We start from the raw sequence: 22,599 nt of genomic DNA, 5'->3' as shown, positions 1-22,599 counted from the left end.
GGTCCCCTCTCCCTTTGGAAGAGGGGTAGGGTGAGGGTGGGTTTTGCGTTCACGTTGCGTTTGGGCGTGAGCCCCGCCTTATCTGCCGACCTCCGGTTCGCCGATTTCAGCGGGAATCAGCCCTGCTGCACGCCCGTAGATTTCAGGAGCCACACCATAGCGAACAGACTCTGTAGGCCCGGTAAGCGCAGCGCCACCGGGCAAGGACATCGGGCACGGCGGCAATACCTTGCCCGGCCTGTCGTTAATTTATTCACTCTCGTGGCTGGTATGGCCGCCCCCAAACGCGCCCGCTATTTTCTCTCCACCGTTATCATGGTCACGAACGGATGATACTGCCACGGCACGCTGCCGCCTTTGCGGTACATCTTCGACAGGGTGCCGTCGAGATAAAGCATCTGCCGCACGCCAAGCTTTGACTGCGCATAGCAGGCAAAATCGTAAAAGTTGGTCTCGCGATCGCTGAGCATAAACACCACCCGGCCCTGCTTATCGATACCAACCCCGTTGCGCAGCTTGCGCGAACTGGCGGAGGGCTTCAGTCGCCAGTTGATGACGCCATTTTCAATCAGCATCGGGCCGGACTGCACCGCATAGCGGATGGCGGGAGAGGGTTTGTACGCCGGCAGCGGCACGATTTTCGCCCGGCCGTTTTCCACCAGGAATACGCCGCCGGGGCGGATAAAGAAGTTCCCGCCGCCGGCGGAGCGGTTGACCGGCGTCAGCCGTTTGCCGTCTTCGATATACAGCCCCAGCGGCGCGTAGGCCTTATCGTAAATGCCGCCGTTCATCGCCATCTGCACCCGGCCGTCGCCATCGATACCCGCCAGCAGCGAACGCAGGGAACCCCAGGCTTTGCCGTGCCGATCCTGCCAGTACATCGCAATGCGCTCTTTCTGCGCATCCACCCGATAGCTCTGCAGGGTCAGCGTCGGGTCGGTGAGGGTACAGGCGGCGCTGGCGACGGCGGCCAGGGGCAGCAGCGCCAGAGGGAGCAGGCAACGTAATAACATGGGCAGTCCTTTCTATAGTCTGCGCCGAGTATACCCGCCTCGCTGCCTTATGCCGCCCAAATCTCACAGTGTTTTTGCACCAGCCCGGAAAGCGAACCGCCGTTGGCGATAAAGTCGCGCATCTGCTGCGCCTCGTTGTGCGGCGATTTCGCCTGGCGAACCACCGCCTCCAGCGCTGCCGTCGCCTTCAGCTGATGGGCGAAAGGGGCCAGCCGGTCGGCGAGCTGCAGGATCTCCTGGCGGATGCTGCGCTGCTCCCCGCTGCGCACGTCGGTGAGGGTCCCGTCCAGCCCGTAGCGGCAGGCCTGATAGCGGTTAAAGGGGTACAGCAGATAATCATCAGGCTGGTGCTTAAAAGGACGCTCCGTCAACAGCCAGCAGGCCAGGGTCTGAATAAAGCCGGCGATGTGGATCGCCTGGGCAAGGGTCAAGGGGGTGTCCATCACCCGCACCTCGACGGTACCAAACTGCGGGCTGGGACGAATATCCCAGTGCAGATCCTTCATGCTGTCGATCATGCTGGTGTAGCTCAGCTGGCGGAACAGGCGACGAAACCCCTGCCAGTCGGCCACCCACGGCATCGGACCGTTGTCGGGATAGGAGGAGAAGCGGTTCAGGCGTGAACAGGCGAAGCGGCTGTCGGTGCTGTCAAACCACGGCGAGGCGGCGTTAAGGGCGATGAAGTGCGGTACAAAGCGCGACAGGCCATGCAGCAGATAGATGGCGTCGTCGCCGCTCTGGCAGCCGACGTGCACATGCTGGCCAAAGACCGTCGCCTGCTGCGCCAGATAGCCAAAATGCTCGACGGTTTTGACATAGCGCGGGTTATCGCTGATTTGCTGGCGCTGCCAGGCATGAAAGGGGTGGGAACCCCCGCCGCAGATCTGCAGATGATGGCGCAGCGCCGCGCGCTGGACCGCCTGCTGGATGGCGCTGAGCTGGATTTGCGCATGGCTGATGTCGCGGCACACCCCGGTGGCGATCTCCAGCATGCTCTCGGTGATGTCGTGTTTGGCTTCTCCCACGGTCAGCTCATGCTGGACGTCGGCAATCAGCGTCGAGGCATCCTGGCTGAGATCGTAACCCGGCGGGTTCACCACCTGCAGCTCCAGTTCGATACCGAGGGTAAAAGGATCGGAGCGGTGAAAATCGGCTAAAGGCATAGTCTCTCCCGGTCGATGTGTTCCCTGAAGTATAGAAGGGATTGATCCCGACGGAGAATACGCGGCGGCGGTGGACGGGGGATGAATAAAAAGTGACGCAGAGTGATTATTTGAAATTTGCCATATAGCGGCTGGTGCAATTCTGCAACATATTTCCCGCTGGCGGTGCGGCGGAATAAGGCGCAATTATTTTCCCATAATTATCATGGTGATAATATAAGTCATTCTTATTTTACCGGTCGGTTTTGACCTATTTTCGTCCGCGTAAGAGCTGGTACGCATTTTGCCTGTTAATCCGTGACATTTTATTTAACAGGGATCATGTGATGCACAAAAAGACGTTATTTTCGCGTGCCGGTCGTCTCGCCGTGGCGGTGAGCGGCGCACTGGCCCTGGCGGGCGCCGCCTTACCTGCCAACGCCTCCACGCTGCGGATCGCCATGACCGCCGCGGATATTCCATTAACCCTTGGCCAGCCGGATCAAGGCTATGAGGGCAACCGCTTTACCGGCATCCCGCTGTACGACGCGCTGGTGGAGTGGGATCTGTCGCAAGGTGAAAAGCCCAGCGGTCTGGTGCCGGGGCTGGCGACCGAGTGGCACATCGATCCGCAGAATACCAGCCGCTGGATTTTCACCCTGCGTCCGGGGGTGAAGTTTCATGATGGGACGGAGGTGAACGCCGACGCCATCGTCTGGAACGTGGATAAGGTACTGAATAAAGCGGCGCCGCAGTACGCCCCGGGTCAGATCGGCAACACCCTGTCGCGCATGCCGACCCTCACCGGCGCAGAGAAAATTGACGACCACACCGTGGCGCTGACCACCTCGGAACCGGATGCGCTGCTGCCGTACAACATCACCAACCTGTTTATCGTCTCGCCGACGGCGTGGCAGAAGCAGTATGACGCGGTGCCGGCCAGCGTGGGAGATAGCGCCGCGCGCAGCAAACAGGCGTGGACCGCCTTCGCCGCCCACGCGGTGGGTAGCGGCCCGTTCAAACTGGAGAAGCTGGTGCCGCGTCAGCAGCTGATCCTCGATAAAAACCCCGACTACTGGAACAAAGATCGCATTCCCCGGGTGGATAAAGTGGTGCTGATCCCCTTGCCGGAGGCCAACGCCCGTACCGCGGCGCTGTTGTCGAAGCAGGTGGACTGGATTGAAGCCCCGGCGCCGGACGCCATCGATCAGATCAAGTCTCAGGGTTTTCACCTCTACGCCAACACCCAGCCGCATCTGTGGCCCTGGCAGTTCTCCTTTGAAAAAGGATCGCCGTGGCAGGACATCCGCGTGCGCAAAGCGGCCAACTTGTGTCTGAACCGTGCTGAGCTGAAGAGCTACCTCGGCGGCTATATGACCGAGGCCACTGGGGTCTACGAGGCTGACAGCCCGTGGCATGGCAAACCCACCTTCCAGATCAAATATGACCCGGACGTCGCCCGCCAGCTAATGACCGAGGCCGGATACAGTGCCAGCAAACCGCTGCACGTCACGGTGGCTACCTCGGCCTCCGGCTCCGGGCAGATGCAGCCCTTGCCGATGAACGAGTATATCCAGCAGAGCCTGAAGAGCTGCTTCTTCAATGTGGATATCAAAGTGGTGGAATGGAACACCCTGTTTACCAACTGGCGCCTGGGCGCCCGGGACCCCTCGGCGAAAGGGATCGATGCGATCAACGTCAGCGCCGCGGTTAACGATCCTTACTTTGGCCTGATCCGCTTCTCGACGGCCAAAGCGTTTCCGCCGGTGGCGACCAACTGGGGTTACTTTTCCACGCCGGAGACGGAGAAGCTGGCCGCCGCCGTCAAGCACGCCTTTACCCCGGCGGAGATGAACAAAGCGGCCGGTGAGTTGCACGCCGCGCTGGTGGATCAGGTGCCATTCCTGTTTGTCGCCCACGACGTCGGGCCGCGTGCGATTTCCCCTGCGGTGACCGGGGTGGTGCAACCGCAGAGCTGGTTTATCGACCTCAGCCTGGTGAGCAAAAAAGAGTAATCGCGAAAGGGGCGACCGATGATCAATACGCTGCTATACCGCATTCTGCTGGCTATCCCCACCATGCTGGGGGTGGCGGTGATCTGTTTCATGCTGGTGCAGATCGCCCCGGGCGACCCGCTGGTGTCGGTGATGCCGCCGGACGCCTCGGAGGCGCTGCGTCAGACATTAATGCAGGCTTACGGCTTTGATAAGCCGCTGCCCCTGCAGTTTATCCACTGGCTGTGGCGGGCGCTGCACGGCGACCTTGGTATGTCGGTCGCCACCGGCCGCCCGGTGATAGACGAAGTGATGACCGCGGTGGCTTACTCTCTGCGCCTGGCGCTGCTGGCGACGGCGATCGGTTTTGTCCTCGGCAGCCTGTTCGGCTTTGTCGCTGGCTATTTTCGCAACAGCGTCATTGACCGTCTGGCCTCGGTATTGTCGGTGTTTGGCGTCAGCGTGCCGCACTACTGGCTGGGGATGCTGCTGGTGATCCTCTGCAGCGTCAAGTTCGCGCTGCTGCCGGCCACCGGCGGCGGGCCGATAGGCGAGGTGGGCTGGCAATGGGACTGGGCGCACCTGCAGTTCATGCTGCTGCCGGCCCTCACCCTGTCGGTGATCCCGACCGGGATTATCGCCCGCACCGTGCGCTCGCAGGTGGCCGATATCCTCAGCCAGGAGTTTATCGTTGGCCTGCGCGCCCGCGGGCTCAACGAGTCGCGCATCTTTGTCCATGTCATGAAAAATGCCGCGCCCACCGCGCTGGCGGTGATGGGGCTGCAGGTGGGCTATCTGATGGGCGGCTCGATCCTTGTGGAGACCGTTTTCTCCTGGCCGGGAACCGGATTGCTGCTCAATACCGCCATTTTTCAGCGCGACCTGCCCCTGCTGCAGGGCACCATCTGGGTGCTGGCGCTGTTTTTCGTGCTGCTCAACCTGCTGGTGGATATTCTGCAGACCACCCTCGATCCGCGTATTAAGAGGAGCTGACCATGGTGGATACGGCAACGACGAAAGCGGTCCCGGCCGCAGCGGCCCACGCTACCCGGCAAGGTTACTGGCGCGGCGTGCTGCGCCGCCTACTGCGCGACCCCGGCGGGGTGGTGGTGGGCGTGGTGATCCTCCTGCTGCTGGCCCTGGCGCTGTTCGGTCCGTGGCTTATCGTCAAAGATCCCTATCAAACGTCGATGTTCCTGCGCCTGAAACCCATCGGCAGCGATGGCTTCCCGCTGGGCTCGGATGAGCTGGGACGCGACATGCTGTCGCGGCTGATCCTTGGCACCCGACTGTCGCTGTTTATGGGAATTGTCCCGGTGGTGTTCGCCTTTTTTATCGGCGGGGCCATCGGGATTATCGCCGGCTATACGGGCGGCAAAACCAATACCGTGATTATGCGCACCGTGGATGTGTTCTATGCCTTTCCCTCCGTCCTGCTGGCGATTGCGCTGTCGGGAGCGTTGGGGGCGGGCATCGGCAATGCGCTGTTGTCGCTGACCCTCGTGTTTGTCCCGCAGGTGGCGCGGATTGCCGAGAGCGTGACCGCCCAGGTGCGGCATATGGACTATATCGACGCCGCCCGGGCCACTGGCGCCAGCGCGTTGACCATTATCCGCGTCCAGGTGTTGGGCAACGTGCTCGGGCCGATCTTCGTCTTCTCCACCGGGCTGATTTCGGTGTGCATGATCCTCGCCTCCGGCCTGTCGTTTCTCGGCCTCGGCGTGCGGCCGCCGGAGCCCGAGTGGGGGCTGATGCTCAATACGCTGCGCACGGCAATCTATACCCAGCCGTGGGTGGCCGCCCTGCCGGGCCTGATGATTTTTATCACCTCCATTTCGTTCAATATCCTCGCGGACCGCCTGCGTGCGGCAATGGCGATTAAGGAGTAAGCGATGCAACCCTTTATCAATATCGACCTTGGCGGGCCGGCGCAGCCGCTGCTGAAGGTCAATCACCTGCTGAAGTACTTTCGCGGCGGCAAAGGCCGGGAGGTGGTGCAGGCGGTGGACGATATCAGCTTCACGGTGATGAAAGGCGAAACCCTGGGGGTGGTCGGCGAGTCGGGCTGCGGCAAATCGACCACCGCCCGGCTGCTGATGCAGTTGCTCACCCAGGACAGCGGCGAACTGATCTTCGACGGACAGGGGGTCGGCTCGTCACGTCTGCCGCTGAAAGCCTACCGTCGCCAGGTGCAGATGGTCTTCCAGGATAGCTATGCTTCGCTCAATCCGCGCCTGACCATGGAGGAGAGCATCGCCTTCGGCCAGCGCGTCCACGGCGTCAGCGCCAGAGAGGCCAGCGAATATGCCCGCTATCTGCTGGCGCACGTTGGCCTTGAGCCGGCGCGCTTTGCCGACCGCTACCCGCATGCGCTCTCCGGCGGCCAGCGGCAGCGGGTGAATATCGCCCGCGCGCTGGCGATGAAGCCGCGGCTGGTGATCCTCGATGAGGCAGTGTCGGCGCTGGATAAATCGGTGGAAGCCCAGGTGCTGCAGCTGCTGCAGGAGCTAAAACGGACTCTTGAGCTGACCTACGTGTTCATCAGCCACGATCTGCACGTGGTTCGCTGGCTGTCGGATCGGATCCTCGTCATGTACCTTGGCGAAGTGGTGGAGATTGGCCCGGCGGAGCAGCTGTTTACCGCCTCCGCCCACCCCTATACCCGGGCGCTGTTAAGCTCGATGCCCTCCATGGACCCGGAAAACCGCACCCTGACCTCGCCGCTAAGCGGCGATCCCCCCAGCCCCATAGCGCCGCCGAGCGGCTGCCGCTTTCACACCCGCTGCCCGCATGCGAAGGCGGTCTGCGCCGAAGTGAAACCGCAGCTGGAGGCGGTCGGGGAGGGGCACCAGAGCGCCTGCCTGATGGCGCAGCCGGCCTCGCCCTGGCATCAAAGCATCCCCCTTAAGGAGGTCAGCCATGTCGGATAACGCCTTTGTCCATGTGCGCGACCTGCGGGTCGTCTTTCGCCGCGACGGACAGACCATCAACGCGGTCAACGGGGTCTCCTTTGAGGTACAAAAGGGGGAGGTGATGGCGCTGATTGGCGAGTCGGGTTCCGGCAAGAGCGTGACCCTGCGGGCGCTGATGCGCCTGCACCCGCCAGGGAGCAGTGAGCTCTCCGGCACCCTGCAGGTGGGGGACGACGAGGTGCTGACGATGAGCGCCAGCCAGCTGCGGCGCTATCGCGGCGGACGCTGCGCGATGATTTTTCAGGAGCCGCTGCTGGCCTTCGATCCGGTCTACACCGTCGGGCAGCAGATTATTGAAGGGTTGCGCCGCCACGAAGGGCTGTCGCGCCAGGCGGCCCGGGACAGGGCGCTGGAGGCCCTGCGCCAGGTGCGCATTCCCAGCCCCGAGCGGCGGCTGGATGCTTACCCGCACGAGATGTCCGGCGGAATGCGCCAGCGGGCGATGATCGCCCTTGCGCTCTCCTGTAACCCGCAGCTGCTGCTGGCGGATGAGCCGACCACCGCCCTCGACGCCACGGTGCAAATCCAGATCCTGATCCTGCTGCGCGAGCAGCAAAAGCAGCGCGGGCTGTCGATCGTGTTTGTGACCCACGATATCGGCGCCGCGGTGGAGATCGCCGACCGGGTGGCGGTGATGTACGCCGGGCGGATCGTCGAGGAAGCGTCGATGAGCGAGATCCTGCGCCACCCGCGCCATCCTTATACCCAGGTGCTGCTGGGCAGTCGGCCGAAAGAGGGGCTTAAGAAAGGTGATGCCCTGCACTGCATTCCCGGCGCGCCGCCGGATCTGGCGCGCTTGCCGCCCGGCTGCGCCTTTGCCGAGCGCTGCCCGCACCGTCGCCCGGTCTGTGAGCAGAGTCTGCCGCCGACGGAATCCGTCGCGGAGCGCCACGCGGTGAGTTGCCACCGCTGGCGCGAGCTGGCGATTGACGCTAACGCCCAGGCCCTGGCCGTCTGATCGGCGGCAAAAAACCATACAGGATGAAGACCAGGCGTTGATAGCGCATTCCCACCGCCGGTTACGCTGGCGGCGACCTTGATGTCAGGAGACTACCATGAGCAGTGATGTACTTTTTACCCCCGCGACCGACACCACCGGCTGGCGCATCAATGGCGACCGCCTGTGGGCGTCGTTAATGGATCTCGCGCAGATCGGCGCCACGCCGAAGGGCGGCTGCCGCCGTCTGACCCTCACCGACCTCGACCGCCAGGGGCGGGACAAGGTAATAGGCTGGGCGCGGGAGGCCGGGATGAGCGTCACCATCGATAAAATCGGCAATGTGTTTATGCGCCGGGAAGGCCGCAACCCCGGCCTGCCGCCCATCGTCTCCGGCAGCCATATTGACACCCAGCCCACCGGCGGCAAATTTGACGGCAACTACGGCGTGCTGGCGGCGCTGGAGGTGGTGCGCACGCTCAACGATCTGCAGATTGACACCGACGCGCCGATTGAGGTGGTGTTCTGGACCAACGAAGAGGGGTCGCGCTTTGTACCGGTGATGATGGGCTCCGGGGTCTTTGCCGGCGTCTTCCCGCTGGAAGAGACCTGGGCCGTCACGGATAAAGAGGGTGTCAGCGTCGGCGAGGCGCTGGCGCAGATCGGCTATATCGGCGAGCAGACCCCGGGGGACCATCCCATCGGCGCCTATTTTGAGGCGCACATTGAGCAGGGGCCGATTCTCGAAGATGAAGCGAAAACCATCGGTATCGTGCAGGGCGTGCTGGGGATCCGCTGGTACGACTGCGTGGTCACCGGCCAGGCCTCGCACGCCGGACCCACGCCGATGCGCCTGCGTCAGGATGCCCTGCAGGTGGCGACCCGCATTATGCAGGAAGTGGTGGCCATTGCCGGGCGCAGCGAAGAGGGACGCGGCACCGTCGGCAGCGTGCAGGTGTGGCCCAACAGCCGCAACGTGGTGCCAGGGGAGGTCACCTTCTCCATTGATATGCGCAATCTCAGCGATGCGCTGGTGGACGAGATGGATCGCCAGCTGCGGGCGTTTATAGCGGAGGTTGAGCGGGAGAGCGGTCTGCAGGTGGCCCTGAAGCAGGTAAGCCACTATCCGGCGGCGCCGTTCGATGCTGAATGCCAGCAGGCCATTGCCGATGCCGCGCAGCGGCTGGGCTATCCGGCGAGGCCGATCGTCTCCGGCGCCGGGCATGACGCAGTGTATATGAGCTACCTGGCGCCCACCGGGATGATTTTTATCCCCTGCAAGGACGGGATCAGCCATAACGAAATTGAGTATGCCTCGCCGGAGCACGTCGCCGCCGGGGCCAACGTGCTGCTGCAGGTGATGCTTCAGTACGCGCGGCCGGTGTAGACGGTCGTCCTCCCCGGCGGCGCGTCCTCCAGCCGTTTATCATGCTGTCACCCGGGTAAGGCGGTTACGCCGCCGCGACCCGGGACGGCGGATGACGGGGCGGTCAATCACGGCTCCCGCTCCCTGCGACAACCCGCTGACGGCCAAATTTGCGCGAGCCCACCACGCACAGCACCACGCCCAGCGTGACCGCCAGCATCAAGGGGCTGACGGTTTCGTGCAACAGCGCCGCCGACAGGCCAAGCCCGAAGAACGGCTGCAATAGCTGGAGCTGGCCGACGGCGGCGATCCCGCCCGCGGCCAGCCCTTTGTACCAGAAGATGAAGCCGATCAGCATGCTGAACAGCGACACATAGCCGAGCGCGACCCAGGAGGAGGCCGAGATGGCATGCCAGGAGGCGGGCTGAACCAGCAGCGAGGCGGGGAGCATCAACGGCAGGGCAATCACCAGCGCCCAGCAGATCACCTGCCAGCCGCCGAGCTCCCGCGTCAGCTTCGCCCCTTCCGCATAGCCGAGGCCGCAGACGATAACCGCCGCCAGCATCAGCAGATCGCCGCTGAGCGAGGCCGCCGCATTTTGCGTCAGGGCGAATCCCACCACCAGCAGGCTGCCCAGCAGCGAAAAGATCCAGAAAGCCCGCCGCGGGCGTTCGCCGCCGCGCAGTACGCCAAAGAGGGCGGTCATCAGCGGCAGCAGGCCAATAAACACAATCGAATGCGCCGAGGTGATGCGCTGCAGGGCCAGCGCCGTGAGTAGCGGAAAGCCGAGCACCACCCCGGATGAGACGATGATCAGGGACACAAGCTGCGCCAGGCGCGGGCGTTTCTGGCGAAAGCCCACCAGCAGCGCGATGGCAAGCAGCCCGGCGATAGAGGCGCGCAGAAAGGTCAATAACAACGGATCCATATCCTGCACCGCCAGCCGCGTCGCGGGCAGCGAACCGCTGAAAATGATCACCCCCAGTAAACCATGAAGCCATCCGGACCAGGGGCCGGGCGCCGATTTATCCAGTGTTGAATCTACCACGTTAACCTCGCGTTATCTGATTGGGCTTCGCCCGCTTGAGCATCGTCAGCGGCGATGGTAATGTGCCCAATCTAATACAATCAAATTATTGTCATAGATACATTTCGCGATGAAAGCCCGATATAAAGCCGTTGTCGATCGATATGCGCAGGCGATCCGCAGCGGGCAGCTGCCCGCAGGCAGCCGTCTGCCGACGCACCGTACCCTTGCCGCCGGGGAGCGCATCTCGCTGGCCACCGCCACGCGCGTCTACCGTGAACTGGAAGAGATGGGGCTGGTCAGCGGCGAAACCGGCCGCGGCACCTTCGTGCGCGACCTCTCGCTGCCGCCGGGGCACGGGGTCGATCAGCAGGTGGTCGCCGCCGATGTCGTGGATCTCAATTTCAACTACCCTTCGCTGCCGGAGCAGGGCGATGCGCTGCGCGAGGCGCTCAGGCAGCTGGCGATGGCGGGCGATATTGACTCGCATCTGCGCTATCAGCCTCACGCCGGGCGGCTTGCCGAGCGGGACATTATCGCCCGCCATTTGACCTGCCAGCACTTTGCGCCGGACGCGGAAAATGTCCTGATCGTCAACGGCGCACAGCACGGGCTGGCGGTGACCGTCATGGGGCTGTTACGTCCGGGGGATGTGGTGGCGGTGGATGCGCTGACCTATTCGGGCTTCAAGGCTCTGGCGGCGCTGTATCATCTGGAGCTGGCGGCGATCCCCTGTCGACCGGAGGGACCGGACCTGCAGGCGCTTCATACCCTGTGCCAGCAGCGGCGGGTGCGGGCGGTGTATACCATGCCGACGCTGCACAATCCGCTGGGCTGGGTGCTCAACACCGGTCAGCGGCAGGCGCTGGCCGATCTCGCGCGCCAGCACGACCTGCTGATTATTGAAGATGCCGCCTACGCCCGGCTGGTGAGCCATCCGCCGCCGCCGGTGGTCAGCTATGCGCCGGAAAGAACGGTGTATGTCACCGGATTTTCAAAAAATATCGCCACCGGACTGCGCGTGGGCGTGGTGATTTCTCCGCCGCGCTATCGCCCGGAGATTGAGCGCGCCATCCGGGCCACGACGTGGAATACGCCGACGCTGATAAGTTCGCTGATCTGCGCCTGGATTGAAGATGGCACGGTGGCGCGCTTTGAAACGCAGAAACGCCAGGATGCGCGACAGCGACAGCAGGTGGCCCGCGAGGTGCTTTGTGGGCTTCCCGTCGTCAGTCATCCCGATTCGTACTTCGTCTGGCTGCCGCTGGGTGAAGAGAGCCGGGCCGATCGGCTGGCGAATGCGCTGATGGAACGCCGCATTTCGGTATCGACCGCCGAGCCGTTCTGCGTCTCCGCCACGATCCCGCAGGCGCTGCGCATTGCGCTCGGATCGGTGCCTTTCGACAGCCTGCGCCCGGCGCTGCTCAGCGTGCGCGACGCCGTTGAGTATGAACAATACCGCTAACCCATCTGCTCCAGCTGGCCGCGCAGGACCTCCACCCCCTGGGCGATGGCGTCGGGGTTAATGGCGTGGAATCCCATGCGAAAATAGTTATCCGGCGGCGCGGCGCTGAGAAAATGGCGCGCCCCGGGCTCAATCAGCACGCCGGCGTGGGCGGCGCGCCAGGTGAGCTGCTGGGTGTTGATCTGCGCCGGGGTCTGCAGCCAGAAGGCGTTAGCATGTTCGCTCCCCGCCAGCGCGCGACACGACGGCAGATAGCGCTGCAGGGCGGCGTGCAGACGCTCCCAGCGCTGGGCGGAGTCAAAGTGGTAGCGCCGCAGATGGGTTTCATAATGGCCCTGGGCAAGGAAGTGGGCCATCTGGTACTGAATGTTGGTCGGCGGATGGCGATAGACCAGCCGGCGCAGGGCGCGCGCCTCGTCGATCAGGTCCGGGTCGGCGACCATAAACCCCAACCGCAACCCCGGTGACAGCGCTTTTGACAGGCTGCTGACATACACCACCCGGCCGCTGCGATCGCTGGCCTTCAGCGCCGGCAGCGGGTTGAGGGTAAAGTTACTCTCCGAGTCATAATCATCTTCAATAATGACCGCGTCATGGCGGGCGGCATGCTCCAGCAGCTGGCGACGCCGCGCACTGCTCATGGTCACCCCGGTGGGCACCTGATGGCCTGGAGTGACATAGTAGTAATCGCAGGGACGCTCATTAAGCACGATCCCCTCTTCATCCACCGGGTGCGGCACCACCTCGGCGTCGGCGAGCAGAAAGGTGTTGATGGCTTCGCGGAAGCAGGGGTTTTCGACGCCAATGCGGGTGGTGGAAGAGAGCAGCAGTCGGGTCAGCAGGTAGAGGGCATTTTGCGAGCCAAGGGTGATGAGAATTTCATCCGGCGCGGCGACAATGCCGCGCTTGGGCAGCACCCGGGTGCGGATCTGCTCGATCAGCATCGGCACATCCTGGTCAATATGGTCGATGACCCAGGCCGGGTCGCGCACCCCGCCGTGCAGCCAGTTCGCCGCCGAGCGCCAGGTGGCCAGCGGGAATTGCCGGGTATCGGGCTGGCCGTAGATAAACGGGTAGCGGTAGTGCATCCAGCCCGCCGGTTTGAGGATCGACTCCTGCTGGCTGGGGGTCATCTGCAGCCGGTCGCCCCAGCGTGGTGCAGCGGCTTCGCGCTGCGGTGCACTCTCGACGGCGGCAGGCGAAGCTTCATGATAGTCGGGATGCAGGTAGTAACCGCTGCGTGGGCGGCTAATCAGGTAGCCCTCGTTGACCAGACTTTCAAACACCAGCGCGGTGGTGTTGCGCGAGACGCGAAGCTGGCTGGCCAACTGGCGACAGGAGGGCAGCGGGGTGTCGGCGGCGAAGATCCCGCTGAGAATGGCATTCACCAGCGTCTCTCGCACCTGTTCCTGCAAACCGCGGCCAGGCTGAAAATCAACGTGTAACAGGTGACGGATCATACGGGGCTCCTCTGGCAATAACGCATTGCGACCACCCGTTACACTCAGCAAATTCCATACCACCCTGCCGCCATCTGACACAGCGATGCGGTTCATCTGGCTCTATACGGAATTGAAAAACGCTCCCACATTAAAAACGTATTCAGCCGCCGTGGACTGGAACGTCCCCGGCCACTATTTTGCAGAAACCTTTTCGCGTTCTGGAATGAACCCGTCTGGCCAATCCATCAGGGGTGAAATAATGAAAAAATCATTGGCATCAATGTGTCTGAGCGCTGTATTAACGGTCGCTTTTTCTTATCACGCCGTCGCGGCCGATCTTCCGGAAATAGAAAAATCCGGCACCTTGAAAGTGGCGACGGAAGATGATTATGCGCCGTTTAACTTTATGAATAATGGCCAGGCTGATGGCTTTAACAAAGATATGCTTGAGGAATTACGTAAGTACGCAAAATTCCATGTCGACCAGAGCATATTACCGTGGACCGGATTATTAGCGGCTGTCTCCACCGGGCAATACGATATGGCCTTAACCGGGGCGGTTATTACCGATGAGCGGCTGAAGGTCTTTGATTTCACCCCACCGTGGGCCTCCGCGCAGCACTATTTCGTCAAACGCGCTGGCGATACCTCGCTAAATACCATTGCCGATCTCAGCGGCAAAAAAGTGGGGGTACAGGCCGGGAGCGCGCTGCTGGCGCGTTTGCCGGAGCTGAAGGCGATGCTGGAGAAGACCGGCGGCAATCTGGGGCCGGTGGTGGAGTATCCCTCCTATCCGGAAGCCTACGCCGACCTGGCGAACAAGCGACTGGATTACGTGATTAACGTGGTGATCTCGGTAAACGACCTGGCGAAAGCCAAACCGAAGGTCTTCGCCAAAGGGCTGGCCGTCTCCGGACCGGGGTATATGGCGTGGCCGATCCCGAAAAACTCGCCGCAGCTGCTGGCCTATATGACCAGGTTTATGAACCACATGAAGGAGACCGGCAAGCTCGCCGAACTGCAGAAAAAATGGTTCGGCGAAACCTATGACAACCTGCCGACCGAGGCGATCACCAGCCCGGAACAGTTTCACAAACTCGCCGGACTGTAATATTCCGCGGCGGGCGACCGCCGCCTGTTGCTGAGAAGGAGGGCCTCATGGATGCAATTTCCTGGCAGTTATTAATCGAAGGCGCATGGACGACCCTCTGGATTTCGGCCATCGCTATCGCCTTCGGGGTGGTGGCTGGCCTGCTGATCGCCCTGGTACGGATGCTGCGCCTGCCGGTGATCGACCAGCTGCTGGTGGTCTATATCAGTCTGGCCCGCGCGACGCCGCTGGTGACGCTGGTGCTATTTCTGTTCCTTTCCCTGCCCACGATGGGCATTAACCTCGACAAGAACGTGGCCGCCATCGTGGCGCTGACGCTTAACACGTCGGCGTTTAACGCTGAGATCTGGCGCAATGCCTTCCGCACCTTTCCGCGCGAACAGCGGGAGGCGGCGGAGTCGGTAGGGATGCGCCGCTGGACCTACTTCCGCTACATCATGCTGCCGCAGATGTGGATCGAGAGCCTGCCGGCGCTGGTCAATGAGATGTCCTTTTTGATCAAAGGTAGCCCGGCGATCGCCGTGATTGGCGTGGTGGATCTCACCCGGGTCACCAACCGTATCTCCTCGGTCACCTACGAGCCGCTGTCGCCGATCCTCGCCGCCGGCCTGCTGTATGTGGCGATCATCGGCTGTTTGTTGAAGCTGCAGGGTATCGCGGAACGTAAAGCCAGGCGTCTGGCGCGCTAGGAACGGGAGGCATTATGAATCAGTGGGGCGTTATCTGGTCGGTTCGCGATAGCTTTATTGCCGGGTTATTCGCGACCCTCGAACTGTTTATTACCGCCGCCCTGGCGGCGCTGATTATCGGTATTGCGCTGTGTTATTTTAGCGAATATCAAAAGAAAGTGATTAACCGGATTATTATTGGTTTCGTCAGCCTGATGCGCGCGATCCCTTTTTTGATCCTCGCTTATCTTCTGTATTACGGACTGCCGCAGCTCGGTATTAGCATGGAGCCGTGGACCGCCGGTTTACTGGCCCTGATTATTTATCATGGCGCCTATTTCTTTGAAATATTGCGCAGCCAGCGGCGGGTATTTTCCGGCGGATATATTGAAGCGGCAATTGCTCAGGGCTTTTCTCGCTATGCCATTTTTCGGCGGATTATTTTACCCAATATCGTCTCTTCCGCCTTACCGCTGATCGGCAATCAGCTGATTATTTGCCTGAAGGACACCGCTTTCCTGAGCATTATTACCGTTCAGGAGATCACCGCCGCCGCCAACAGCGTCCAGGCGACCTATTTTATTCCGTTTAACGCCTTTATCGTCGCCATTGGGCTTTACTGGGCGATCAGCATTCTACTGGAGCTGCTGATTAAGCGCCTGACCGCCTGGGGAGCCAAAAGAGGAATGAGCCATGCCTGAGTCTATTGCCGTAAGCGTCAAAAACGTCTCCAAACAGTTCGATAATGTGGAAGTCCTGCGGGATATTAACCTGACGGTGGAGAAGGGGACCGTGGTGAGTATTCTCGGCTCGTCCGGGTCGGGAAAATCCACCCTGCTGCGCTGTATGAACTGGCTGGAACAGCCGGACCGCGGTGAAATTCATATCGGCGGTCAGCGGCTGGGGATTGATGAACAGCGCGGCCGGGCGATGTCGCACCGCCAGCTGGCCAAAATCCGCGAGCGGGTGGGGATGGTCTTTCAGAGTTTTAACCTGTGGCCGCATCTGACCGTGCAGCAGAACGTCAGCGAGGCGCTGCTGCGCGTTAAGGGCATGAAACGAGACGAGGCGAAGGCCATGGCCATGCAGCAGCTGGAGAAAGTGGGCATGGCGCACAAAGCCGATGTTTACCCGATCACTCTCTCCGGCGGGCAGAAGCAGCGGGTGGCGATCGCTCGTTCGCTGGCGATGTCGCCGGAAGTTATTCTCTTCGATGAACCGACGTCGGCGCTGGATCCGGAGCTGGTTAATGAGGTGTTGGGGGTAATGAAAGCCCTTGCCGCCGAGGGCTACACCATGGTGGTGGTGACCCACGAGATGGATTTTGCCCGCCAGGTGTCCAATGAGGTGGTGTTTCTGGAGAAGGGACTGCTGATTGAGAAGGCGCCGCCGGAGAAGTTCTTCACTCAGCCTGACTCCGAACGCGTCAGGCAGTTTCTGCAAAGCAGCCGTTAGTCCGGCCTGCATTCCCTGCCGGCAGCGCCGACAGGGGATGCGTCGGGTTTCGCTTAATCCCGGTCGATAGCGAACGGCTGCCACGCCTGACGCACCGGCATCACCTCCACCCGGTTAATGTTCATATGCGCCGGCAGCGTGGCGATATAAAACATCTGCTCGGCGATATCGCGCGCGCTCAGCGGCGTGGTGCCGCGATAGAGCTTATCCGATGCCGCCTGGTCGCCTTTGGTTCGCACCAGGGTAAATTCGGTCTCGGCAATCCCCGGCGCCAGATCGGTGACCCGCACGCCGGTGCCAAGCAGATCGCAGCGCAGGTTATAGCTGAACTGCTTCACAAACGCCTTGCTGGCGCCATACACATGGCTGCCGGGATAGGGCCACTGCCCGGCGATCGAGCCGATATTGATAATACTCGCCCCGGCGCCATGGCGGATCAGCGTCGGCAGCAGGGCGTGAGTGACTGTCACCAGACCGGTGACGTTGGTGTCGATCATCGTTTTCCAGTCCTCCAGCGCCACCTCCTGCGCCGGCAGCGGCGACAGCGCCAGCCCGGCGTTGTTGATCAGGGTGGTGATATCGGCGAAATCGGCGGGCAGCGACGCCACGGCGGCAGCCACCGCCTCGCTGTCACGAACGTCAAGCTCAATAATATGCACCGGCACCCTGGCGGCGAGTCTGTCCTGCAAGGCCTTCAGTCGCGGATAGCGGCGCCCGCTCAGCACCAGCGACCAGCCCGCGTCGGCAAACACCTGCGCTGCCGCTTCGCCAAAACCCGAGGTCGCCCCGGTGATAAACACTACGTTGCTCGTTGCCATCTCATTCTCCTGTGCGGTTGTCCCTTCACTATAAAAACGCCGGACGACAAGGCACAGGGCCAGACGACGGGCGGGGATGTGACACCGTGTCACATCGTTATGCGCGCACTGGCTCTATCCGATTTGCGCGGCCAAGGCCAATGATGAAGCCAACCACTACGACATGAGAGAGGGCAGGGTATGAAGCTGGCAATTCACAACGAGGTCGCGGTAAGCAATGACGAAGTTCGGCAATTAGATCGCGCCTATGTGTTTCATTCATGGTCGATGCAGGGCAATCTCAACCCGCTGGTCATCGCCGGGGCGCAAGGCTGCGAGCTATGGGATTATGAGGGGAACACCTGGCTCGATTTCAGCAGCCAGCTGGTGAACGTCAACATTGGCTATCAGCACCCCCGGGTATTGGCGGCCATGAAGTCGCAGCTGGAGACCCTGGTCACCATCGCGCCCGCCACCGCCAACCTTGCCCGCGGCGAAGCGGCGAAGCGCATCGTCGACCTGGCGCCGGCGGGCTTCAGTAAGGTGTTCTTCACTAACGCCGGGGCGGATGCCAATGAGAACGCGATTCGCATGGCGCGGCTCTATACCGGGCGCGACAAGGTGCTGTCGGCCTATCGTTCCTATCATGGCAACACCGGCAGCGCGATCGCCGCTACCGGCGACTGGCGCCGGGTGCCGAATGAGTTCTCCCGCGGCCACGTTCACTTCTTCAACCCCTACCTTTACCGCAGCGAGTTCAACGCCGCGACTGAGGAAGAGGAGTGCCAGCGCGCGCTGGCGCATCTGCGGCGGATCATTGAATGCGAGGGGCCGACGGCCATCGCGGCGATCCTGCTGGAGTCCATCCCCGGCACCGCCGGGATCCTCGTGCCGCCGGCAGGCTATATGCAGGGCGTGCGCGCCCTGGCCGACGAGTTTGGCATCGTGCTGATCCTCGATGAGGTGATGGCCGGCTTTGGCCGCACCGGCAGCTGGTTCGCGTTCGAGCAGGATGGCGTGGTGCCGGATCTGGTGACCTTTGCCAAGGGGGTTAACGCCGGCTACGTGCCGGCGGGCGGGGTGCTGATTAGCGAGCCGATTGCCCGCTACTTTGACGATCACTTCTTTGCCGGGGGGCTGACCTACTCCGGCCATCCGCTGGCGATGGCGGCGATTGTCGCCACCATCGACGCGATGAAAGAGGAGAAGGTGGTTGAGAACGCGGCCTCTATCGGCAACGAGGTGCTGCGCCCCGGTCTCGAGGCGCTGGCGGAGAAGCACGCCATTATCGGCGAGGTGCGCGGTCGCGGCCTGTTCCAGGCGCTGGAGCTGGTGAGCAGCCGTGAACAAAAAACGCCGCTGACCGCCGCCGACATGGCTGCGATCAAAGGGGCCCTGACCGAAGCCGGGCTGCTGGCCTTTGTGGTGGAGAACCGCATTCACGTGGTGCCGCCGTGCACCATTACTGCTGAGCAGGTGGCGCAGGGGCTGGCGATTTTTGATGCGGTCTTTGCTCGCTTTGCCAGCCTGGCGAAGTAGGGGAGGGGGCCGGATACTGTTGCCCGGCGGCGCGCTTGCACGGGCCTACGGGGTGTGAGCCTGTGAGTGGATCCTGTAGGCCGGGTAAGGCGCAGCCGCCACCCGGCGAAATCAAGGATACCGTGCCTGATATCTTGCCCGGCGGCGCTGCGCTTGCCGGGCTTACGGGGTGTGAGCCTGTGAATGGATCCTGTAGGTCGGGTAAGCGAAGCGCCACCCGACAAAACAACCGCGCATCCGCTGACCTCACCTCATCCGGTGCTCTCCGTTGACCAACGCTTCGCGATCGAAAAAGCGCTGGATCACGCCCTCCGCCATAAACGCCGCCCGATCGGACATATGGGCGATGACGTCGGCATCGTGGCTGACCAGCAGATAGGTCATGCCGTGCTCCTGTTTAAGACGATTAAGTAGATTAAGGATTTCCGCCTGTACCGACATATCCAGCGCCGAGGTCGGCTCATCCAGCAGCAGGATCTGCGGGCGCAGCAGCAGGGCGCGGGCAATGGCCACGCGCTGCCGTTGGCCGCCGGAGAGCTGATGCGGATAGCGGCGCACGGCGTCGGCGGCCAGACCCACCTGCTCAAGGGCGGTGGTTACTCGCGGGGCAACGTCGCGGATGCCGTGGATCTGCAGCGGCTCCGCCAGGGTGCGCCACAGGGTATGGTTGGGATGCAGCGAGGCGTACGGATCCTGAAACACCATCTGCACGTTGCGCCGCAGATCGCCCTGAAAGCGGGCGCCCGGCGTAATGGCCTGGCCGAGCAGATCCACGCTGCCGCGCCATTCGCGCTGCAATCCGGCCAGCACGCGCAAAATCGTCGATTTGCCGCAGCCCGAGGCGCCGATCAGGCTGAAGGTTTCCCCGGCGTCGACACGGAAACTGGCGGCGGAGACCGCCGTCTTCGCGCCGAATGTAACCTGTAAATCCTGAAGATTAACGATCGCCATGGGCTGTCTCCGTAAAGTCCTGGGTTCTGTCGAGGGTCGGCAGCATCTGGCCGTAGGTATGCGCATTTGGCCGGCAGGTCCACAGGGTGCGGGTGTAAGGGTGCGTCGCGCTCGGCAGCGCCCGCGCCGGCATCTCGTCGACCTGTCTTCCCTGGTACATCACCAGCACGCGATCGCAATGCGCGGCTACCAGCGGTAGATCGTGGCTGATCAGTAACATGGCCATCTGCCGCTGCGCGCACTGCTCCACCAGCAGCTCGAGGATCTGGTTGCGCAGGCGGGCGTCGAGGGCCGAGGTCGGCTCATCGGCTGTCAGCACCTTCGGGTTATTGAGCAGCGCGAGGGCGATCATCACCCGCTGTCCCATCCCGCCGGAGAGTTCGCCGGGATAGCGGCTGAGGACCGGCAGATCCAGACCGACGGCGGCGATGGCGTCTTTGACCGCCTCAGCGCGCGCGCGGCGGCTCAGACGCTGATGCAGGGTTAACGCCTCCTCCAGCTGCGTCTGAATGGACTGCACCGGATTCAGCGCATAGCGCGGGTCCTGCAGCACCATGGCGATATCGTTGCCGCGCAGCGCGCGCCAGCCGCGGGCGCTGAGGGTCAGCACATCGCGCCCCAGCACCTCCAGCCGTTCAGCGCTCACCACCCCGGGCTTGCGCACCAGGCCCATCAGCGCACGGGCGGTCATCGATTTGCCGGAGCCGGATTCGCCCACCAGCGCCAGCCGCTCGTTGCCGAGGGTGAAGCTGACGTTGTCCACCACCCGGGCGGTGGGATAGTCGACGGCGAGTCCCTGGACGGTCAGTCGGATGTCAGTCATGTTGCGGCTCCAGAATATCGCGCAGGCCATCGCCCAGCAGGTTAAACGCCAGGCTGGCAAGCAGGATCGCCGCGCCGGGGATGGCGGCGATCCACCACTGGTCGAAAATCACCTGCATCCCGTCGGCAATCATCGCTCCCCACTCCGCCATCGGCGGGCGGGCGCCCAGGCCGAGAAAGCCGAGCCCGGCGGCGGCGAGGATAATGCCCGCCAGATCGAGCGCCAGCCGGACAATCGCCGACGGCAGACACAGCGGCAGAATATGGCCGACCAGCAGCCGCCCGCCGCGAATGCCCAGCATCTCCGCCGCGGCGAGGTAGTCGCTATGGCGCAGGCGCTGAATTTCGCTGCGCGCCTGACGGGCGTAGGCCGGCCAGGTGGTCAGGGCTAACGCCAGCGCGCCGTTGACCAGCCCCGGGCCAAGCATCGCCACGAACGCGAAGGCGAGGATCAGGCGCGGCATCGACATCACCACGTCGGTAAAGCGCATCAGTATCCGCTCCAGCCACCCGCCATAGTAGCCGGAGAGGATACCTACCAGCAGCCCGACGGGCAGGGTAATGGCGGTCACCAGCGCCACCAGACCCAGCGCCGGGCGGGCGCCGTAGAGCAAGCGCGACAGCAGGTCGCGGCCGTAGCTGTCTGTGCCGAGCCAGTGTCCCGCCCCGGGCCCCTGCAGACGAGCGGCGGCATCCTGCCAGTTGGGATCGTGCGGCGCCAGCCACGGGGCGAACAGCGCGGTCAGCACCAGCAGGATCACCAGGGTCAGGCCGCTGAAGGCGGCGGGTGAGCGGCGCAGACGGCGTAAAAACAGATAAGTCGGCATCAGCGCACCCTCGGATCGGTTAACCGTACCAGCAGATCGGTCAGGTTATTGATCAGCACAAAACTCACGCCGATCAGCAGCGTGCCGCCCATGATCGCCGTGGTATCCCCGGCGAACAGCGCCGTGGTGAGATAGCGGCCGATCCCCGGCCACGAGAAGACGGTTTCGGTGAGCACCGCCCCTTCGAGCATGGAGGTCCAGGCGAGGGCGGTCACCGTCAGCAGAGTGCCGCGGATATTGGGCAGGACATGGCGCAGCAGAATCGTCATCTCTCCGGCCCCTTTGGCCCGCGCCAGCAGAATGTACTCTTTGTTCATCTCGCTCAGGCAGGCGGAGCGGGTCAGGCGGGTGATGCTGGCCAGCGAGTAATAGGCCAGCACCAGCACCGGCAGCGCCAGATGGCCGATCGCATTTTTAAACGCCGCGGTATCGCCGGAGAGCCAGGTGTCGATCAGCGCAAAACCGCTGCGTGGCTCGACGGTGTACTGATAAATATCGTCGAGGCGACCCGGGCCCGGCGCCCACTGCAGCCGGGCGTAGAACAGGGCCAGCATCAGCAGGCCGAGCCAGAAAATGGGCACCGAGTTGCCCAACAGGGTAAAGGTGCGAACCGCCAGATCCCACGGCGAACCGGCGTAACGGGCGCACAGCACCCCGGCGACGATGCCCAGTACCGCGCCGACGATCAGCGCCAGGGTCGCCAGCTCAAGGGTCGCCGGGAAGACTGCCAGCAGGTCGTGGAGCACCGGCTGGCCGGTGGCGCTGGCGATGCCAAGATCGCCATGGGCCAGGTTGACCAGGTAGTGCCAGAACTGCACCGGCAGCGGCTGGTCGAGACCCAGCTGATGGCGAACCTGGTCATAGGTCGACTGGCTGGCATGGTCGCCGACGATCTGCAGTACGCGGTCGACGGGCGACAGCGCGGAGAGCGAGAAGGTGACCAGCAACAGCCCGAACAGCGTGAGCAGCAGCGTAAACAGCCCCTGCAGCAGGCGGGTAAGGTGAGTGGAAAACGATGGCATGGAAAATGGAAATTCCTGGTATATCAGCATTGTACCCGGCGGCGCGATG

Annotated in this window: 21 protein-coding genes; 12 read left to right on the top strand and 9 right to left on the bottom strand. The window is 62.7% G+C overall.

What is annotated here, in order from left to right; genetic code table 11:
- Positions 1–293: 293 nt before the first annotated feature.
- Both OHJ17_RS18625 and OHJ17_RS18620 read right to left on the bottom strand, forming a co-directional pair.
- Positions 294–1,013, bottom strand: a complete 720-nt coding sequence (locus OHJ17_RS18625; protein ID WP_004176956.1) for a phosphodiester glycosidase family protein — start codon at positions 1,011–1,013, stop codon at positions 294–296.
- 47 nt (positions 1,014–1,060) lie between these two features.
- The gene (locus OHJ17_RS18620) at positions 1,061–2,176 is read right to left on the bottom strand and encodes a YbdK family carboxylate-amine ligase (RefSeq protein ID WP_032411784.1); all 1,116 of its coding nucleotides are present in this window, start codon (positions 2,174–2,176) and stop codon (positions 1,061–1,063) included.
- A 326-nt stretch (positions 2,177–2,502) separates the two neighbouring features.
- On the opposite strand from OHJ17_RS18620, the gene OHJ17_RS18615 reads away from it, so the two are divergent.
- The 6 genes from OHJ17_RS18615 (at position 2,503) to OHJ17_RS18590 (ending at position 9,445) form a co-directional block, all read left to right on the top strand.
- Complete coding sequence (locus OHJ17_RS18615; RefSeq protein ID WP_012068405.1) at positions 2,503–4,170, top strand: ABC transporter substrate-binding protein; 1,668 nt, start codon at positions 2,503–2,505, stop codon at positions 4,168–4,170.
- An 18-nt stretch (positions 4,171–4,188) separates the two neighbouring features.
- On the top strand, positions 4,189–5,142 hold the full coding sequence (locus OHJ17_RS18610) for an ABC transporter permease (protein WP_004178910.1): 954 nt from the start codon (positions 4,189–4,191) through the stop codon (positions 5,140–5,142).
- A 2-nt stretch (positions 5,143–5,144) separates the two neighbouring features.
- Entirely contained in the window at positions 5,145–6,038 is an 894-nt protein-coding gene (locus OHJ17_RS18605) for an ABC transporter permease (RefSeq protein WP_004178912.1), read from the top strand.
- A gap of 3 nt (positions 6,039–6,041) precedes the next feature.
- A complete protein-coding gene (locus OHJ17_RS18600; RefSeq protein WP_009308109.1) occupies positions 6,042–7,079 on the top strand; it encodes an ABC transporter ATP-binding protein in 1,038 nt (345 codons plus the stop codon).
- The gene (locus OHJ17_RS18595; RefSeq protein ID WP_004191439.1) at positions 7,069–8,079 is read left to right on the top strand and encodes an ABC transporter ATP-binding protein; all 1,011 of its coding nucleotides are present in this window, start codon (positions 7,069–7,071) and stop codon (positions 8,077–8,079) included. The genes OHJ17_RS18600 and OHJ17_RS18595 overlap by 11 nt, the downstream gene beginning before the upstream one ends.
- Positions 8,080–8,176: 97 nt before the next feature.
- Positions 8,177–9,445 (top strand): Zn-dependent hydrolase, encoded by a 1,269-nt coding sequence (locus OHJ17_RS18590; RefSeq protein WP_012068407.1) that lies wholly within the window; start codon positions 8,177–8,179, stop codon positions 9,443–9,445.
- A 103-nt stretch (positions 9,446–9,548) separates the two neighbouring features.
- Here OHJ17_RS18590 and OHJ17_RS18585 read toward each other — a convergent pair whose 3' ends face one another.
- Positions 9,549–10,457, bottom strand: a complete 909-nt coding sequence (locus tag OHJ17_RS18585; RefSeq protein WP_025368372.1) for a DMT family transporter — start codon at positions 10,455–10,457, stop codon at positions 9,549–9,551.
- Positions 10,458–10,581: 124 nt separating this feature from the next.
- Between OHJ17_RS18585 and OHJ17_RS18580 the strand changes: the two genes are divergently transcribed.
- Entirely contained in the window at positions 10,582–11,916 is a 1,335-nt protein-coding gene (locus tag OHJ17_RS18580) for an aminotransferase-like domain-containing protein (RefSeq protein WP_012068408.1), read from the top strand.
- Here OHJ17_RS18580 and OHJ17_RS18575 read toward each other — a convergent pair.
- Complete coding sequence (locus OHJ17_RS18575) at positions 11,913–13,376, bottom strand: MocR-like pyridoxine biosynthesis transcription factor PdxR (protein WP_023300819.1); 1,464 nt, start codon at positions 13,374–13,376, stop codon at positions 11,913–11,915. The two genes, OHJ17_RS18580 and OHJ17_RS18575, sit on opposite strands and share 4 nt — an antisense overlap.
- 241 nt (positions 13,377–13,617) lie before the next feature.
- Between OHJ17_RS18575 and OHJ17_RS18570 the strand changes: the two genes are divergently transcribed.
- Genes OHJ17_RS18570 through OHJ17_RS18555 form a run of 4 tightly spaced genes read left to right on the top strand, consistent with a single transcriptional unit; the run spans position 13,618 to position 16,592 of the window.
- A complete protein-coding gene (locus OHJ17_RS18570) occupies positions 13,618–14,469 on the top strand; it encodes a transporter substrate-binding domain-containing protein (RefSeq protein ID WP_032432757.1) in 852 nt (283 codons plus the stop codon).
- A 47-nt stretch (positions 14,470–14,516) separates the two neighbouring features.
- A complete protein-coding gene (locus tag OHJ17_RS18565) occupies positions 14,517–15,158 on the top strand; it encodes an amino acid ABC transporter permease (RefSeq protein ID WP_002893187.1) in 642 nt (213 codons plus the stop codon).
- A 14-nt stretch (positions 15,159–15,172) separates the two neighbouring features.
- Positions 15,173–15,838 (top strand): amino acid ABC transporter permease, encoded by a 666-nt coding sequence (locus tag OHJ17_RS18560; RefSeq protein ID WP_002893189.1) that lies wholly within the window; start codon positions 15,173–15,175, stop codon positions 15,836–15,838.
- Positions 15,831–16,592 (top strand): amino acid ABC transporter ATP-binding protein, encoded by a 762-nt coding sequence (locus OHJ17_RS18555; protein ID WP_004151676.1) that lies wholly within the window; start codon positions 15,831–15,833, stop codon positions 16,590–16,592. The genes OHJ17_RS18560 and OHJ17_RS18555 overlap by 8 nt, the downstream gene beginning before the upstream one ends.
- 53 nt (positions 16,593–16,645) lie before the next feature.
- On the opposite strand, the gene OHJ17_RS18550 is transcribed toward OHJ17_RS18555, so the two are convergent.
- Entirely contained in the window at positions 16,646–17,410 is a 765-nt protein-coding gene (locus OHJ17_RS18550; RefSeq protein WP_004176941.1) for an SDR family NAD(P)-dependent oxidoreductase, read from the bottom strand.
- A gap of 180 nt (positions 17,411–17,590) precedes the next feature.
- Here OHJ17_RS18550 and OHJ17_RS18545 point away from each other — a divergent pair, with 180 nt between their 5' ends.
- The gene (locus OHJ17_RS18545; RefSeq protein WP_004214933.1) at positions 17,591–18,928 is read left to right on the top strand and encodes an aspartate aminotransferase family protein; all 1,338 of its coding nucleotides are present in this window, start codon (positions 17,591–17,593) and stop codon (positions 18,926–18,928) included.
- A 246-nt stretch (positions 18,929–19,174) separates the two neighbouring features.
- On the opposite strand, the gene OHJ17_RS18540 is transcribed toward OHJ17_RS18545, so the two are convergent.
- The 4 genes from OHJ17_RS18540 to OHJ17_RS18525 are packed head-to-tail and all read right to left on the bottom strand — an operon-like array spanning position 19,175 to position 22,550.
- Positions 19,175–19,879, bottom strand: coding sequence for an ABC transporter ATP-binding protein (locus OHJ17_RS18540; protein WP_004176939.1), 705 nt, complete (start codon positions 19,877–19,879; stop codon positions 19,175–19,177).
- Complete coding sequence (locus tag OHJ17_RS18535; protein ID WP_032432760.1) at positions 19,866–20,702, bottom strand: ABC transporter ATP-binding protein; 837 nt, start codon at positions 20,700–20,702, stop codon at positions 19,866–19,868. The genes OHJ17_RS18540 and OHJ17_RS18535 overlap by 14 nt, the downstream gene beginning before the upstream one ends.
- Positions 20,695–21,528 carry an ABC transporter permease gene (locus OHJ17_RS18530; protein ID WP_004142505.1) on the bottom strand — a complete coding sequence of 278 codons (834 nt, stop codon included), beginning with the start codon at positions 21,526–21,528 and terminating at the stop codon, positions 20,695–20,697. The genes OHJ17_RS18535 and OHJ17_RS18530 overlap by 8 nt, the downstream gene beginning before the upstream one ends.
- Positions 21,528–22,550, bottom strand: a complete 1,023-nt coding sequence (locus tag OHJ17_RS18525) for an ABC transporter permease (protein WP_004176937.1) — start codon at positions 22,548–22,550, stop codon at positions 21,528–21,530. The genes OHJ17_RS18530 and OHJ17_RS18525 overlap by 1 nt, the downstream gene beginning before the upstream one ends.
- Positions 22,551–22,599: the final 49 nt, after the last annotated feature.

This window comes from Klebsiella sp. KP20-425-1 (genome assembly GCF_025813515.1).
Classification (GTDB): Bacteria; Pseudomonadota; Gammaproteobacteria; order Enterobacterales; family Enterobacteriaceae; genus Klebsiella; species Klebsiella pneumoniae.
Note: the sequence above shows the minus strand (reverse complement) of the source record. Positions and strands in the feature narration are given on the sequence as shown.